The sequence below is a fragment of the Parvibaculum sp. genome, assembly GCF_046297875.1.
Classification (GTDB): Bacteria; Pseudomonadota; Alphaproteobacteria; order Parvibaculales; family Parvibaculaceae; genus Parvibaculum.
The window spans coordinates 457572-474022 of record NZ_JBKBHD010000001.1; the positions used below are offsets into that span (position 1 = coordinate 457572).

At 63.3% G+C, this 16451-nt stretch carries 13 protein-coding genes; 8 read left to right on the forward strand and 5 right to left on the reverse strand.

Features of this window, described 5'->3' with window-relative positions; all coding sequences use genetic code 11:
- Positions 1-53 precede the first annotated feature (53 nt).
- Positions 54-2966, forward strand: a complete 2913-nt coding sequence (locus ACK4FH_RS02295; protein WP_409810839.1) for an ATP-dependent DNA helicase — start codon at positions 54-56, stop codon at positions 2964-2966.
- A 41-nt stretch (positions 2967-3007) separates the two neighbouring features.
- Positions 3008-3418 (forward strand): tellurite resistance TerB family protein, encoded by a 411-nt coding sequence (locus tag ACK4FH_RS02300; RefSeq protein WP_409810841.1) that lies wholly within the window; start codon positions 3008-3010, stop codon positions 3416-3418.
- Positions 3419-3421: 3 nt separating this feature from the next.
- Here the strand turns inward: ACK4FH_RS02300 and ACK4FH_RS02305 are convergent, their stop codons facing one another.
- Positions 3422-4126 carry an XAC2610-related protein gene (locus ACK4FH_RS02305; RefSeq protein ID WP_409810843.1) on the reverse strand — a complete coding sequence of 235 codons (705 nt, stop codon included), beginning with the start codon at positions 4124-4126 and terminating at the stop codon, positions 3422-3424.
- A gap of 138 nt (positions 4127-4264) precedes the next feature.
- Here ACK4FH_RS02305 and ACK4FH_RS02310 point away from each other — a divergent pair, with 138 nt between their 5' ends.
- Complete coding sequence (locus ACK4FH_RS02310; RefSeq protein ID WP_409810845.1) at positions 4265-5107, forward strand: sterol desaturase family protein; 843 nt, start codon at positions 4265-4267, stop codon at positions 5105-5107.
- The gene (locus ACK4FH_RS02315) at positions 5104-5643 is read left to right on the forward strand and encodes a SixA phosphatase family protein (RefSeq protein WP_409810847.1); all 540 of its coding nucleotides are present in this window, start codon (positions 5104-5106) and stop codon (positions 5641-5643) included. The genes ACK4FH_RS02310 and ACK4FH_RS02315 overlap by 4 nt, the downstream gene beginning before the upstream one ends.
- Positions 5644-5649: 6 nt before the next feature.
- On the opposite strand, the gene ACK4FH_RS02320 is transcribed toward ACK4FH_RS02315, so the two are convergent.
- Positions 5650-6651: a transporter substrate-binding domain-containing protein gene (locus ACK4FH_RS02320; protein WP_409810849.1), complete on the reverse strand. Its 1002-nt coding sequence runs from the start codon at positions 6649-6651 to the stop codon at positions 5650-5652.
- 224 nt (positions 6652-6875) lie between these two features.
- Between ACK4FH_RS02320 and ACK4FH_RS02325 the strand changes: the two genes are divergently transcribed.
- The gene (locus ACK4FH_RS02325; RefSeq protein ID WP_409810851.1) at positions 6876-8807 is read left to right on the forward strand and encodes a glycosyltransferase family 2 protein; all 1932 of its coding nucleotides are present in this window, start codon (positions 6876-6878) and stop codon (positions 8805-8807) included.
- A gap of 108 nt (positions 8808-8915) precedes the next feature.
- Positions 8916-9443, forward strand: a complete 528-nt coding sequence (locus tag ACK4FH_RS02330; RefSeq protein WP_409810853.1) for a response regulator — start codon at positions 8916-8918, stop codon at positions 9441-9443.
- A gap of 3 nt (positions 9444-9446) precedes the next feature.
- Here ACK4FH_RS02330 and ACK4FH_RS02335 read toward each other — a convergent pair whose 3' ends face one another.
- Positions 9447-10976, reverse strand: a complete 1530-nt coding sequence (locus ACK4FH_RS02335) for a malonate--CoA ligase (protein WP_409810855.1) — start codon at positions 10974-10976, stop codon at positions 9447-9449.
- 78 nt (positions 10977-11054) lie between these two features.
- Entirely contained in the window at positions 11055-13040 is a 1986-nt protein-coding gene (locus ACK4FH_RS02340) for a BCCT family transporter (protein WP_409810857.1), read from the reverse strand.
- 208 nt (positions 13041-13248) lie between these two features.
- Here ACK4FH_RS02340 and ACK4FH_RS02345 point away from each other — a divergent pair, with 208 nt between their 5' ends.
- Positions 13249-13854: a LolA family protein gene (locus ACK4FH_RS02345; protein WP_409810859.1), complete on the forward strand. Its 606-nt coding sequence runs from the start codon at positions 13249-13251 to the stop codon at positions 13852-13854.
- 199 nt (positions 13855-14053) lie between these two features.
- On the opposite strand, the gene ACK4FH_RS02350 is transcribed toward ACK4FH_RS02345, so the two are convergent.
- Positions 14054-15367 carry a DsbA family protein gene (locus ACK4FH_RS02350; protein WP_409810861.1) on the reverse strand — a complete coding sequence of 438 codons (1314 nt, stop codon included), beginning with the start codon at positions 15365-15367 and terminating at the stop codon, positions 14054-14056.
- Positions 15368-15578: 211 nt separating this feature from the next.
- Here ACK4FH_RS02350 and ACK4FH_RS02355 point away from each other — a divergent pair, with 211 nt between their 5' ends.
- On the forward strand, positions 15579-16445 hold the full coding sequence (locus ACK4FH_RS02355) for a hypothetical protein (RefSeq protein WP_409810863.1): 867 nt from the start codon (positions 15579-15581) through the stop codon (positions 16443-16445).
- Positions 16446-16451: the final 6 nt, after the last annotated feature.

Genomic DNA, 16451 nt, shown 5'->3' on the forward strand with positions numbered 1-16451 from the left:
GGCACCATTCCCGGCCATGGGCTTCACGCGGCGTCCCGCTATACTGCGCCGCGATGGCCGACACTCCTCCTCCCGATTCGCCCGCCTCCACCGATGGGCCGATGCTGCCCGATGCCGTGGCACTGGTGCCCGCGCGCGGCCCCGGCCGCAGCGCGGTTGCGGTTTCGCCGGATGGCGAGATCAGCGAGCTTTCGCCGGATGAGGCGCTGCGGCTGATCGAGCGCGAGCCCGTGATGCTGGTCCATGCCGGCTTTATCGCACGGCGCATCGCAAGAGGCATGGCCTTCCGCGAGGCGGGCCCTCATGTTCTCGACCTTCTCGAACTTTTCGCCTTTGTCCGCCCTGCCGAGCCCTGCCTGCCGACCGCCGAGGGAGTCGCCCGCGCGCTTGGCCTCGATCCCGGCGAAACGCCGGAAGATCTGGCGATGATCTTGCGCGAGGCCGCCGCCGTCCTCCTCCGCGAGCTTCAGAACCCGCGCCTGCCGGGACGTCCCTTTGCGGCGCGCACCGCCTTCCGCATGGCGGAAGCGGGCTGGGCCTGGGGGCCGGGCGTCATGGCCGCACTTCGCGATGCCTTGCGCGGCGCGGCCGGGCGCGAGAGCAAGCTCCCTGCCTCGCGCGGCTTCGACATCTGGAACGAACTTCCCGACTGGGAGGAGCGCCCGCCGCTTCCGCCTGCAGGATCGCTGCCGGTCAGCGCGGCGGAGGCGCAAGTGCGGCTTGCCGAACTGGCAGGCGACGACGCGGAAGCGCGGCCGGGGCAGGTCGCCTTTGCCGGGCTGGCGAGTGCCGCCTTCGCGCCGCGCGAGCGGGCAGGAGAACCCAATGTTGTCCTTGCCGAAGCCGGAACCGGCATCGGCAAGACGATCGGCTATGTCGCGCCTGCAAGCCTCTGGGCCGAGCGCAACAGGGGCACGGTCTGGATTTCCACCTATACGAAGAACCTTCAGCGCCAGCTCGATCAGGAACTCACGCGCCTCTATCCCGATACCGCCGAGAAGGCGGAGAAGGCCGTGATCCGCAAGGGCCGCGAAAATTATCTCTGCCTGCTCAATTTCGCCGAGATGGCGGATCGCGCCGCGCTTGGCGGCAATGCGGTAGCCGTCGGTCTTGTCGCGCGCTGGGCAATGGCAAGCCGAGACGGCGACATGGTGGGCGGCGACTTTCCGGCCTGGCTGGCCGCTCGGCTCAGCGGCGCCGCCGGACGCACCGGCCTGACCGACAGGCGCGGCGAGTGCGTCTACACCGCCTGCCCGCACTACAAGAAATGCTTTATCGAACGCGCAATCCGCAAGGCGCGGCGCGCCGAAATAGTAGTGGCAAACCATGCCCTTGTCATGCGGCAGGCCGCGCTTGACCAGACCATGGGCGTACTGACGAAACCGGCGCAACCGGCCGATGACGCCTCCGGTGGCGCGGAAGAGGAAATACCGAGCGGGCGCGAGGCGAGGACGCGCTTTGTCTTCGATGAAGGCCATCACATTTTCGATGCGGCAGACGGCGCCTTCTCGACATCGCTTTCGGCGCTTGAAGCGGCCGAACTCCGGCGTTGGATACGCGGCGCGGAAGGACAGCGCGGGAGGCGCGGGCGCGGCATCGAAGAACGTGCGGGCGATCTCATTGCAGACGACAAGCTTGCCGAGGAGGCGCTAACGGCTGCCCTATCCGCCGCATCGGCGCTGCCCGCACCCGGCTGGTCCACGCGCCTCAATGACGGCCAGCCACGCGGCGCGGCAGAGAAGTTTCTCGCGCTGGTGCGCCAGCAGGTTCATGCCCGCGCGGAGGAATCGGGCAATGTCTTTTCCCTCGAAACGGAAACGGCGCCCGCCGTGAGCGGGCTTGCGGAAGCGGCGCACACGCTGGACGAGGCGCTGTCACATCTCGTTCGCGCGCTGCGCGTCATCGCGGACAGGCTGCGCGCGCGCCTCGACGAGGAAGCAGAGGACCTCGACACGGCAACTCGCATCCGCATGGATGCTGCCGCGCGGGGCATCGAGCGGCGTGCGGGGGTTCTCATTCCGGCCTGGCAATCGATGCTGAAAAGTCTCGGCGGTGCGACGCCGGAGATTTTCGTCGACTGGTTTTCAGTGGAGCGGCTTTCCGGGCGCGAGATCGATGTCGGGATGCATCGTCATTGGCGCGACCCGACCATACCCTTCGCAGGCGCCGTTCTTGAGCCGGCGCATGGCGTTCTCATTACATCGGCGACGCTGCGCGACCAGTTGCCGGATGAGGACATTGCCGAAGGCGGCTGGGAAAGTGCGGAAATCAGAACCGGCGTGTCACACCTCGCCCTGCCCGCGAAACGCGCCTTCATGGGATCGCCGTTCAACTATGCCGAGCAGGTTCGCATTTTCGTTGTGCGCGATGTAGGGCGCGATAAGGATGCCATCGCCGCCGCCTATCGCGAACTGTTCCGCGCGGCGGATGGCGGTGCGCTTGGCCTCTTCACTGCAATCCATCGCCTGCGCGCCGTGCATGAGCGGATCGTCTCACCGCTCGAGGAAGCGGGGCTGACACTTTATGCACAGCATGTCGATCAGCTCGACACCAGCACGCTGGTCGATATTTTCCGCGCCGAGCGCCATGCCTGCCTGCTCGGCACGGATGCCGTGCGCGATGGCGTCGACGTGCCGGGCGATTCCCTGCGCATGATTGTCTTCGACCGTGTGCCCTGGCCGCGGCGGGACATCCTGCACAAGGCGCGGAGCGAGCAGTTCGGCAAGGCGCGCTATGACGACATGCTGACCCGGCTCCGGCTGAAGCAAGCCTTTGGCCGGCTGATCCGCCGGGCAAGCGACCGGGGCGTTTTCGTCATGCTCGATTCCCGGCTGCCGACGCGGCTGACCAGCGCCTTTCCGCCGGGTGCCGAAATTCACCGGATCGGGCTTGCCGAGGCGATCGCCGAATCGCGCCGCTTTCTCGGGGGTGAAGCCGCGCTTGCGGGTCCGGAAGGCACCCCCTAAAGTCGCGGCCACCATAGCGATGTTTTTTCCAAGGCAGGTCCATGTCGACAATTTCCCACGAAAACGCCCTGATTTACATCATGGTGACGATGAGCGCGGTCGACCGCGCCATGAGCGACACGGAACTGCGCGACATCGGCAATATCGTGCAAACGCTGCCCGCCTTTCGCGACTTCAACCCCGAGCGGCTCATTCCGGTTGCGAAGGAATGTGCGGCGATCCTGCAGGAAGATGGCGGCCTCGACGCGGTGTTCGGCCTTGTCAGGGATGCGCTGCCGCCGCATCTGCGCGAGACCGGCTATGCGCTTGCCGTCGAAATCGCGGCGGCGGATCTTTCGGTCGGCGCCGAGGAAATGCGTCTGCTGCAGCTTCTCAGGGATGTTCTCGACATCGACAAGCTCGTCGCCGCCGCGATCGAGCGCGGCGTCCGCGCCCGGCACATGCCGGCCTGATGCTCAGCCGCAACGGCCTTCGCCGGTCTGTTCGAGCTTGCCGTCAATCCGGTCGTAGAAGGTGCGCGTGCATCCCCGCTCGCCATAACGATCCGTTTCACGATGGATGACGACGGGCGCACCCGCCTCCCACATGTGAATGTCGACGCCACCCTCTGTCGCGCTTGACCGCCAGCGGCTGGTAATTTCCTGCGTATCCGGGTCGAATTCCGGTGAGACGATCTCGTCAAGCGCCTGATTACCATCGAAGCGTTGATCGCGCGGCGACCAGAGCCAGTTCCGGTAGAGTACATTCGGTCCTGCCGTTGTCTGCGCCAGCAGCCGAAAATCGAGATAGCCGTCGAAATTGAGATCGATCACCTCAAAGCCGTTATTCTCGATGTCAGGAAAGGTTTGCGAGTCGACATTCTCGATTACCTGAAAGGACTCGGCGGTGCCTTGCTGACGGATCGCGATGCGGGCAATCGCGCGCTCACCGGCCGCTTCATCCATTTGCCAGAAGAGTTCGAAATAGAAGGGCGGCATGACCTGGCTGATCAGGGCTTCGCAGATGATTGGGCCGTCCGTACCTGCTGCCGGGGCAAGGCAAGTGAAGCCGGGGAGGAAGGTCTCGTCGCCATCCACCGGCATGGCGGCCGTTTCGGCCAGCACCGGAAGCGGCAGCGCGAGGCATGCAAGCAGCGATCCCCTTTTCATCCAGGTCAGCATGGCGAACCCCTGCCGGTTTCCGAGAAAACATACGTCATATATTAGCGCGAAGCACCGCCCGGGAAGGCTTTTTCTTCGGATGCAAGCCGCATTATAGTCGGGGTTCCACTATCCGGAGGCGCGCCTCGCGCGCATCAGATGCTCGAATTCATTTCAGCCCATGAAGCGCCGGTCCGTCTCGCCGTCTTTGCCGGTGTGCTGGCACTGATGGCGGCACTTGAGGCGGCGCTGCCCCGGCGCACGGCCGGCGTCACGCGGGTCCGCCGCTGGACGACGAACCTCGCTCTGGCCGCCACGGGTACGCTCGTCCTGCGCCTTGCCGTACCGCTCCTTGCGACGGGTGTTGCGCTGGAAGCGGAGCGCCTGGGCTTCGGGCTCTTCCACTGGACGGGTACGCCCTATATCGCCGCCTTCCTCCTCTCGCTGCTCGCGCTCGACCTTCTTGTCTATGGACAGCATGTCCTGTTTCACAAGGCCGGATTTCTGTGGCGGCTGCACCGCGTCCATCATGCGGACCCGCATGTCGATGCGACAACCGGCATCCGCTTTCATCCCGTCGAAATCCTCATAAGCATGTGCGTCAAGATGGCGGCGGTTGCGCTGCTCGGCGCACCGGTCGCCGCTGTCATCCTGTTCGAGGTGCTTCTCAATGCCGCTGCGATGTTCAATCATTCGAACCTGCGGATCGGCGAGAAAGCGGATCGCATCCTGCGTCTTTTCATCGTGACGCCGGACATGCACCGGGTGCATCATTCGGTCCATCGCGACGAGCACGACATGAATTTCGGCTTCAGCATTTCCGTGTGGGATCGTCTGTTCGGCACATACCGGGCGGCGCCGCGCGAGGGGCACATTGCCATGCGGCTCGGACTGGCCGAATATCCTTCGCCCGCGCCGGAACGGTTCGGCTGGAGCCTCGTCAACCCATTTTCGGGAAGAGCCTTTCCCGATGCATCGCAGCGCCGGGAGCGCACGACATGAAACGGCTTTGCCTGCTCCGCCACGCAAAATCGGACTGGGGCGATCCCTCGAAGGACGATTTCGACAGGCCGCTCAATACGCGGGGCGAGAAGGCTGCCGCCTTCATGGCAGGCTGGATCGCGCGCTCGCCTTACAGGCCCGATCTCATTCTCTGCTCGACGGCGGTGCGGGCGCTGGCGACATGCGCGCCGCTTCGCGACGCCCTCGGCGATTCCGTTCCCGTCATCTATCGCGACGAGCTTTATCACGCGATGCCGGACGAAATGCTGGAGGAAATCCGCAACGCACCGGACGATGCGAAGACGCTGCTCGTCGTCGCGCATAATCCGGGGCTTGTGCTTCTGGCGATGGCGCTTGCCGAAGACCCGGATGATGAAACGGCGCTGCGCGTCGCCTATGGCGTACCGACCGGCGGCTTCATCGTTTTCGAATTCGATGCCGACCGCTGGGAACAGGTTGCCAATGCCAAGGGACGTACGGTTTTCTTCGGGCGGCCGCGCGATCTGATGGCGGACGTATCGGGCGAGAAGCGATAAGTATCTTCAGAAGATATTTGCGGAGAAGTGCCGCGCGCTAATGCGGGCATAGGTGCCGTCGCTCACCAGCGAAGCGAGGGCCGCATTGATGCGGTCGCGCAACGCCTCATTGCCGGCCCGCAAAACGATCCCTGCCCCTTCTCCGAAATAGGCCGGATCGGCATAGTCGGGACCGACAAGACGGCAGCAGGCGCCCTCCTTTGCCAGTATCCAGCGCAAGAGTGCGTTGCGGTCGGCAAAGACGAGATCGATCTCGCCCTTGTCGAGCGCCATTTTTGCTTCGGCGGGGTTCGCAAAGACAACCAGTTCGGCGGCAGGAAAGCGCTTCTGCGCGAAGGCCTGATGCGCGGAGCCTGCCTGAACGCCGATGCGCCGGCCGGCAAGGGCGGCAGGCGTCGCGGCGGGCGGCACATTGTTGCGCCTCGCCGCGAAGCGGCCCGGCGTCGAATAATAACCGTGACTGAAGATGACCCCCTCGCCCGCCGCGCTTTCGCGTCCTTGCGACGGGATCCGCATGGAAGCGATCACCGCATCACCCTCGCCACGCCTGAGCGCCGGCAGAAGCTCATCCCAGCTGCGCGTTTCGTAGCGGCATACGGTGCCGAGCCTTTCGCAAAGTTCAGCGGCAATTTCCATGTCGAAGCCACGCAGTTCGCCGGTCTCGTCACGGTAGTTGAAAGGCGGGTAGTCGCCTTCGGTCAAAATGACAAGCGGCGCGGCAGCCGCTTCGGCGGGCGCTGTTTCCGCCGCCGCCCCCGATAGGCGCGCCGGGTTGGGAAAGGGCAGGCTCAGCGCCGCCATTTCTTCGGGCGTCAGCGCCGGAGCAACCGGTTCCGGGGCGGCAGGCTCCACGATAGCCGGGGCCTCCGCCACCACGACGGCAGGCGGCTTGTGCCCGGGCAGCGGCGCGCCTTCATAGAGCTGCACCAGCGCACCGGCCAGCCAAACGATGGCTATCGTGTTCAGATAGAGAAGAAACCGCATATCGCCCGCCCAACGTCCCGCCATGGAAAGTACCACGGCGCGTCATGTCCCATTGTGACACAGACAGAGGCTGCAAACCGCCCCGCATGGGCCTGCCGCTGCCTCCTGCCCTGCAGAAAAGCAAGGCTTGTGCCCTTGTTCGTCGCCGGGTTTATCAAGGTTAATTTTCTCGCTATCATGGAATACTGGAAGAGGTCGGTTCTGGCGTTGCGATTACAAATCAAGTCTGGAACTCGCGGGGGAGAACATTGGAAAAGCGCAAAGCTGCCGGATCCGGTCAGAAAAGGCCGGCGCCGGAACGTGCGTCTGCCACCCGTCCGCGCCCGGCCGGCCGCCGGAGCGGCTCCCGCCCGCTGATCGGAGAACTGGCGCTCGCGGCCGGTCTCGTTCCGCCAGACATGCTTGCTCACGCTCTCGAACGGCAGAATCAATGGGGCGACCGTCTCGGCGAGATCCTCGTCAGCACCGGCGCCCTGCGCTTTGCCGACCTGGCGCGGCTCTATGGCGCCCAGCGCGGCGTGCCGGTTGTCGACCTCGCGTCGGAACCGCGCGATCAGGCGCTCGCCGCCGAGGCCGATATCGACTTCTATCTGCGCACCGCCTGCCTGCCGTGGCGGCGGCGAGCGGGTGAGACGATCTATGTAGCTAGCGACCCGGACAGCGCGCGAGGCGCCATTGCCGAACATGACGGCCGTGCAAGGCCCGTTTTCGTCGCCTCGCACCGCGATATTTCCCGCACGCTGACGCGCGACTTCGCGAGCGTACTGACAGACCGGGCAATCTTCGATCTGCAGCGCAGGATGCCGGAAAGTTCCGCAGCCGCAAGACTATCCCGCGCACAGGTTTTCTGGTTCGCGGGCCTCTGTCTCGCCTTGACGATCGGCCTCATTCTCGCGCCGTGGCACGTATTCGCGGCGCTGAACATTGCCTTCGGCATTGTCTTTCTCGGCGTCGCGGTCATGCGTTATGCGTCGATATTCGTCGGACTGCTCGTACCCCGAACGGCGGAAGAGCGCGCCTATACAAATCATGGTGTCCCGCCGGACAGCGACCTTCCCGTCTACACGATCATGGTGCCGCTATTTCGCGAGGCGAGCGTTCTTCCCATACTCGCGCGCGCACTGAGCGAACTCGACTACCCCGCCTCCAAACTCGACATCAAGCTTATCCTTGAGGAGAGCGACCGCGACACGCTCGACGCGGCGAAAGCGCTCAAACTTCCCGATCATTTCGAATTCATCATCGTTCCCACAAGCCTGCCGCAGACAAAGCCGAAAGCGTGCAATTTCGCGCTGCCATTCGCGAAGGGCGACTATCTCGTCATTTACGACGCCGAGGATTGCCCGGAGCCGAAGCAGCTCAAGAAGGCGGTTGCCGCGTTCAATCTCGGCGACGAGAAGCTTGCCTGCGTTCAGGCGCAGCTCAACTATTACAACTGGAACGAGAACTGGCTGACGCGGCAGTTCACCATCGAATATTCGGCCTTTTTCGATCTGCTTTTGCCGATGATGGTCCGGCTTGGCCTGCCTATTCCGCTTGGCGGCACTTCGACGCATTTCCGCACGAAAGTCCTTCGCGAGGCAGGTGCCTGGGATCCCAACAATGTGACCGAGGATGCCGATCTCGGCATCCGCCTCGCCTTGCTCGGATATCGCTGCGGCATGATCCAGTCGACAACGCAGGAAGAAGCCAATTGCCGCCTGCCGAACTGGATCCGCCAGCGCTCGCGCTGGATAAAGGGCTGGTTGCAGACATGGCTTGTGCGCATGCGTCACCCTGTCCGACTCTCCCGCCAGCTCGGGCCGAGGGGATTTATCAGCTTCCAGCTTCTGATTGGAGGCTTCACGCTGGCCAATCTCGTTCATCCGCTCTTCTACGTTTCAATGGCGATCTCCATTGCTGTGACCGGCGTTCCTGCCGATTTCAAGGACGGCGCCGGCCTCGCACTCTTCAACATGCTGGTGCTGGTTTCCGGCTACTCGGTGGCGGTGGCGGCGGGAATTGCGGCTGTCGCCGTGAGGGGCATGCCCGCCCTGCTCAATCAAGCCGTGATGATGCCCGCCTATTGGCTGCTGATCTCGCTGGCGGCCTACAAGGCCATATGGCAATTGCTGACACGGCCGTTTCACTGGGAGAAAACCGAGCACGGGCTTAGCCGGATGCTTCCGGGGCGGGCCTGACCGGGCCCCGGAAAACAGGCATTCCGCGCGGCGGCACTAACCAATCGCTAAAGAGTTTTGGCCATATTGTTGACACCTGCGATCGTCCAGCCCCAGAAGGTGACCCGAATGGCCCAAGAAGCCGAAGCCAGCCGCAAGACCATCAGCCCCGAAACCTATGCCCAGCTCGGTGTGCTGATCGTCGAAGACACGGTCTTCATGGCGAACATGCTTCGCGGCATTCTCACAAATCTCGGCATCCGCAACATCGTCAGCGCACGCTCCGGCGAAGATGCACTGGCAGCGCTGGTGCGGGGCAAGATCGACCTCGCGATCATGGACGATCTCGAGCCGCCGCTCGACGGGATTTCCGTCGTGCGCGCCCTCCGCACCGCCGAAGAAGACGATCTGGTCGGTATCCCCGTCATCTATGTCACGAGCAAGCGCGAGCGCAGTGCGATCATCGAAGCGCGCGATGCGGGCGTTACCGAAATCCTGTCGAAGCCCTTCTCGGCCCAGCAATTGATCGAGCGGATTGAAACCGTGCTGACGCGGCCGCGCGCCATCGTGCGTTCTGCCGTTTTCACCGGGCCCGACCGCCGCCGCCGCGACGGCAAGGCGCCGGTCAAGCGGCGCGACAGCGACCGCTCATCGTAAAGCTCAGGATTTGCAGGCGTCGCGATATTCGTCGCGCAGCAGGTTCTTCTGCACCTTGCCCATTGCATTGCGCGGCAGGCTTTCCACGAAGAAGGCCCGCTTCGGCACCTTGTAGTTCGCGAGCTTCGCCTTGACGCGCGAAATGAGCTCGGCCTCGTCGAGCGCCTTGCCGGGCCGGAGTACGACGACGGCCACGCCCGCCTCACCGAAATCGGCATGCGGCACACCGACGATTGCCGACTCCAGCACTTCCGGCATGTCGTCGATGAGTTCCTCGATCTCCTTCGGATAGACATTGAAGCCGCCCGAAATGATGAGATCCTTCGCGCGTCCGACGAGATGGACATAGCCCTCGGCATCTATCATGGCGATGTCGCCGGTCTTGAACCAGCCGCCCTCCTCGAACTCCTCGGCGGATTTCTCCGGCATGCGCCAGTAGCCGCTGAAGACGTTTGGCCCGCGCACCTGTAGTCCGCCGACTTCGCCCGCGCCCATGAGCGCCCCGTCATCCGACATGACGCGCACTTCCGTTCCGGGCAGCGGGAAGCCCACCGTGCCCGCGCGGCGCTTGCCGTCATAGGGGTTCGACGTGTTCATGCCGGTTTCGGTCATGCCGTAGCGCTCGAGAATCGCATGGCCGGTGCGGGCGCGGAATTCCTCGAAGGTTTCGGCAAGGAGAGGCGCCGAGCCCGACGTAAAGAGCCGCATATGCTTCACGAGCCCGGCATTGAATTCATCGCCTGCGAGCAGTCGTGTGTAGAAGGTCGGCACACCCATGAACGTGGTTGCGCGCGGCAGATGCTGCAGCACCAGATCGCGGTCGAACTTGCCGAGCCAGATCATTCTGGCGCCCGCCAGCAACGCGCAATGACAGGCAACGAAGAGCCCATGCGCATGGAAGATCGGCAGCGCGTGGAGCAACACGTCGTTCTCGGTGAAACGCCAGGCGTCGCGAAGCGCGAGCCCGTTCGAGGCGAGATTGCCCTGGCTTAACATGGCGCCTTTGGGTTTTCCGGTTGTTCCCGACGTGTAGAGGATCGCAGCGAGATCGTTCGCACCAAGGTGCGCAGGCGGCACGATATTGCGGACCCTGCGCGATGCCTCGGTCAGGCTGCCTCGCGCTTCCGTATCGAGCGTCAGCACATGCGGCGTGGCGTAGCGGGTGGCTATTTCCTTCACGCCTTCTTCGGCCGCCGGATCGCAGATGAAGAGTGCCGGTTCGGCATTGCCGACGAGATAATCCACTTCATCGAGGCGATAGGCAGTGTTCATCGGCAGGAAGACGAAGCCGCCCCGCAGACAGGCGAGATAGATTGCAAGCGCCTCCGGCGATTTCTCCACCTGCAGCGCCACCCTGTCGCCCTTCGCGAGACCAAGCTGCGAGAAGAGCGAGGCGAATTGTGCCGCTGCCGTCAGCAGCCGCTCCGCGCTCCATTCGCGTGGGCCGCGTGTCCGGTCCGGCGCTTCAAGCACGATGCGTGTGCGATCGTCGGGAAGCGAGACTTCGATCAGCGAGAAAAGTGATGGGCTCATGGCGGTCCGGCAAGGTCTATCGCCGGTCCTGCCCGGCTGCCTGTGGTTATAGACGATCCGGACCCGGCCGCGCCAGAACTAGCCGCCCGAGCGCATATGCAGGTAATGCATGTGCCGCTCATACTGGCCGAGCAGGTCCGCGATCACCTGGTCCTTCGTATAGCCGAGAATGTCATAGCGCTGGCTGCCCTCGCGGAGCGACACTTCCGCCCGCCATGTCTTGTCCGGCCCCTGGCGATCACCCTCGAGCGCGGTCACGGCAAAGCTCGGCACGGGCACGCTGAGCAGCGACACGCCGAAGACGAACTCGTCCTCCGTGCCGTGGGCAATGGTGATATGTGCCTGACTTTCCCCTTCCTCGACCTCGGCCGGGAGACCGCGTGCCCGGATTTCGGCGGCAACCTCTTTCAGCGCAGGCACGACCGTTTCCTTCATGAACGTGAAGGCGCTGGCGCGTGTCGGCTGATGCAGCAATACGCCGAGCCGCTGTTTCCACGGCATGGCGGTGCTGCCGGCCACGAGCGGCGATATCGCCTCCAGGCTTTCCTGCCGGTGAACTTCGCTCCGCAGCGCCTTGAAGAGGCCGTAGCAGACGATGAGCATGATCGCGGCGAGCGGAAAGCCGCCCGCAATCGCCCCGGTCTGGAGCGCGGCGAGGCCACCCGCGACGAGCAGCACGGCGGCAACCGTTCCTGCCATGAGCGCCCAGAATATGCGCTGCCAGACTGGCGGGTCGTTTTCTCCGCCCGACGTTATGATGTCTATGACGAGGCTTCCGGAATCGGCCGACGTCACGAAAAAGGTGACGATGAGAAGCGTCGCAATCGTCATCGAGATGCTGGCAAGCGGCAGGTTTCCGAGAAACTGGAAAAGGGCAACCGCCACATCCGCCTGCACGGCATCGACCATTTCGGCTGCGCCCGACATTTCCATTGCGAGTGCGGTATTGCCGAAGGCGGTGAACCAGAGAAAGGTGAAGCCGGACGGCACCAGCAGCACGCCAATGATGAATTCGCGGATCGTGCGCCCGCGCGAAATGCGCGCGATGAACATGCCGACAAAGGGCGACCAGGAAATCCACCAACCCCAGTAGAACAGCGTCCAGCCGCCGATCCAGTCATTCGGCTGATAGGCGTAGAGCAGGAATGTCTTGCTCACGATTTCGCTGAGATAGGCACCGGTGTTCTGCATCACGGCTTGCAGCAGAAAGACCGTCGGTCCCGCCACAATGACGAAGACGAGCAGGAGAATTGCAAGCGTCAGATTGAGTTCCGACAGACGGCGGATGCCGGCATTGATACCGGAAGCGACGGAGCCTGTTGCAATCAGCGTGATGACGGCGATCAGCACCAGCTGCACGCTCACGCTCACCTCGACACCGAATAGATAGTTCAGACCCGCATTGACCTGCATGACACCGAGACCGAGCGAAGTCGCGACGCCGAACATGGTGCCGAAGACGGCGAAGATATCGACGAGATGGCCGGGCCAGCCGTGAATGCGTTCTCCGATCAGCGGATAGAGCGCGGAGCGGACGGAAAGCGGCAGACCGCGGCGGAACGAAAAATAGGCGAGCGCAAGCCCCATCACCGCATAGATCGCCCAGGCGTGAAGCCCCCAATGAAAGAAGGAAAGCTGCATCGCATTGCGCGCCGCCTCGATCGTCCCGCCTTCGCCTGTCGGCGGTGAGGCGAAATGCAATACCGGCTCGGCCACACCGTAGAACATGATGCCGATGCCCATGCCCGCACTGAACAGCATGGCAAACCATGAACGTGTCGAAAAATCCGGCTCCGCTTCGTCGGGGCCCAGCTTGATCGCACCCATGGAACTCAGCGCAATGGCGATCGAGAAGATGAGAAAGGTCGCAACGCAGGCGACGTAGAACCAGCCCATTTCATGCACGATCCAACCTTGGATCGCCGCGAAGACGGAAGCCGCATTATCGGGATCACGCACCGCGAAGGCGATGGCTGCAACGATCAGCGCCGCCGATCCGAAAAAGACGGGCGCATTTGCCTGGAAATAACGAGACCGTTTCGGGCCGGTTTCGGCGGCAGACATGACCGTTCTCCTCTCGGCAGCAGCAGTAAAAATGATTGTAGCGGCGCAGGAGATCGCCGCCCGGAAGGGGATGAATTATGTGATTTCGCGATCAGCATGGCACAGTGAGCCCCAAAGGCCAACCCGGTGGCAAAATACGTTTCATCGAGCGCCGATGACCGCTATCCTTTCGTGATCGCAAATGCACTTCCAAGACCATGGAGATCCGATGAAAATCCACCGGCTCTTGCTGATCCTTCCCATCCTGTTCATTGCCGTACACGCCAATGCCACAACGCTCGGCCTGCCGGAGACGGGATACAGTGCAACGCGGACCGTCAATGCGTCTGGTATGCAAATGTCCGGCACGGTTCATGCGCAGGACGGAAAGGAACGCTGGGAAACGGTGGCCGAAGGTATGCGCAGCATATCGATCCTGTTGCCGAAAGAGGGCCGGTTCCTGATCTATATGCCTGACATGAACATGGCGATGGAAATGAACGCGGACAGCGCCGGGCAGCAATATGGTTTCGAGCCGTTGCGCGACGAGGTGGAGGCAGTCGAGGAAGGCAGCGAGGTGATCGAAGGCGAGACGACAACGCGCTATCGCGTCTCGGTGCCGGATGGCGATGTGTCGGAAATGCGAGTCTGGATGACGGCGGATGACATCCCGATCAAGATGGCTGGCTCCTCGCCTGATGGCGATTTCACCATGCTGCTGAAGGATCTGAAGCGCGGCGATCAGGATGCGTCGCTGTTCCGGCTGCCTGCCGGCGTCACGCCGATGCAAATGCCGATGGGCATGCCTGCAATCCCCGGCATGCCGCTGCGGTGAAACGCGGTTCACACGATAAGCGTAACTGCCGCGATCGCGAAGAAGAGGACGACGCCAATCATCGTGCCAAGCGCGCCTGCAGCGATATGTCTGACGAGGTCCATTGAAGCCCTCCGGTCTGTCCGGTCCGGAGGAAGAATGCCGTGCTTTCAGGGAGCGCCGCATGATCCATTTGGACCATGCGGCAAGCGCCGGAAACTCAAGGGTTTTCCTTGAGCGAGGCGATGATGTCCTGCTCCAGCGCCCAGAACCGGTCCTGCCCCCAATGGGCGGGCTTGCCGTCGACGCGGAAGGACGGCACACCCCAGAGCCCCGCCTCGAAGAGCGCCTGGCGGTTTTCCTCGACCGCCGCTTCCCATGTCGGATCGGCGAGCGCCTTGCGCACAGTTTCTTCGGTGAGGCCCGCGCGCTTCGCGACATCCTTCAAGCCGCTGTCGCTTGCAATGTCGATGCCATCGGCGAAGACGGCTTTGCAGCCGAGTTCGGCAAAGGCCTCGCCCTTGCCGAGCGGTATCGCGTGATGCAGCACGGCGAGGGCGCGCGCCGCACCGGCGCCCACCGAATCCACCACCTTGCCGAAGGGAAGTCCGGCGCGCTCCGCCTCGCGCTTCGTGTCGCGCACGATATACATGCGCTTCGTCAGCGGCACGGGCAGCCCGCGCATCACCATGGGCAACACGAAGCGCAGACGCAGATCCGCGTTGTAATGCCGCGCGAGCTTCAGCATGCGCGGCACGGAAATCCATGAATAGGGACTGCGGAAGGAAAACCAGTAGTCGATCACCGGGCGGCGCGTCGAGGGCGGTACGGGCCCGAGCGTGAGATCGCGCCAGGGTGCGAGCATCGGCTTGCCGGGCTCATTGTCGAGGCCCGCTTCCATCAGCCGTTCCTCGAGATAATTGAGCCGGTCGACGCCCCAGTACCACTCGCCCTCGAAAGAGAACATGCCGCTCAGATAGTGGCCGAGCTTCCGGCGCATCCGATCTCCATGCGTCAGCGCCGCCGCCGTGTCCTTCTCGTCCGCCACGCCATGTTTTTCCTGCAGCCACCCGAGCGCGGCACTGTCACCCATCCAGACCGCATGGCCTGCCGCGACTGCGATTTCCGCAAATCGGTCCGTACCCGCTGCTTTTGCCAGAAGAGCCGTCACGCTGCGCACAAGCTCCGGATCGGGCGCGCCTGCATCGTCCGGGAAGTCGAGCCCGTATTCGCGGGCGACGCGCGCGGCGTCGCGGCGGCCATAGGCGGCGAGGAGTTCATACTCCGGTGCCGCCGCCTTTTCCGGCGCGGGCACCACCCATGTCACGATCTTCACCCTGTAGCGCGCAGCGAGCGGCTTCAGCATTTGGGCGGCGAGGTGGCTGTAGGGATCGTCCGGCTGATGGAAGTAATACACCGTCGGCGCACGGCCCGAGAGCCTGCGGCGAAGCGCATGGACCCCGCGCCGGAAATTCCGCAAGCCCCGGCTCGTGATGAACGAGGATACCCGCCTGCTGATTGCCGCCTTCAACATCGTTTCTCCTCCCAGTCGCCGCCCGCGCTACACTCGATAATATATTGACACATCATGCGTCAATATATCGGAGATACAACGCCGAAATCGCATTTGCCGTCCTTGCATGTTACCTTCAAGCAAAGGGGCGATTCAGTTTTGGTCGTCAGAATTTGCTTGCGGGCCATTTTCTTGGGCCGTTCCCCCGGAAAATGGTTTCAAGAGGCAATTCATGGCTGGTGCTTCTTTCACCGATCCCGCGGCGCGAGTATACGGCCTGCCGCGGGCCGGCATCGCGGCCTATATCCCCTGGATCGTTCACATCCTGATCGCTTTTCTCGCGCTGCCGGCCGGGCTCGTTCTGAATGTCTTTGCCTTCGATGCGCTTCGCCAATCCTCGCCGGACCTGATCCTCTTGTGGCTGGCGCTCGGCATAGGCGTTGCAGTGCCGCTCCATCTTGGATTGATCTGGTACTACCTCGTCTATGTCGCACGGCGGAAGCGCGCGCGGCGCATCCTCGCAACATGGCCGGACCTGACCGGCGAGTGCCTTCCCCTCGGCGCTCCCATGTCCCTGCAAAACGGTATCGACCTTGAGGCCGGCCGCTTTTCCTGCCTGCTTGTGGTCACTCCCCGAGGCTTCGGCATCACGCATCACAATGGCCTGGCGCGGCATCGCGGGCGCCTGCGCATCGACGGCACACCGCTTGAGCCTTTCATTCCTTTCAGCTCAATTGCCAACATCTATGTCGACTATGTCGACAAGGCCGTTCTTGACGGGGAGCGCGAAGTAGATCGCATTGCCAGAAAGCTTGCCTCTCTCATCTTCTCTGCCATCAACTTGCAGCATATGTGGATCCGCGCCCAGCTCACGGGGGCGGTGCTCACCATCAGCCTGAAAAATGGCGAGGAGTACGCCTTTGCCCTGCCGGAATTTCCCGATCGCGCCGTTGCGGCCGCGGCCATCGAGAACGCGGCCCGGCACGATCGACAGGTTGAAGTCACGCCGGAAATGCGGGGCGCCTTGTCGATCGAGACATATGCCGAATGGCTCGCCGATCGCATCCAGGCGATCACCGCGCGGAAACCGGTTCGCTGAGCGGAT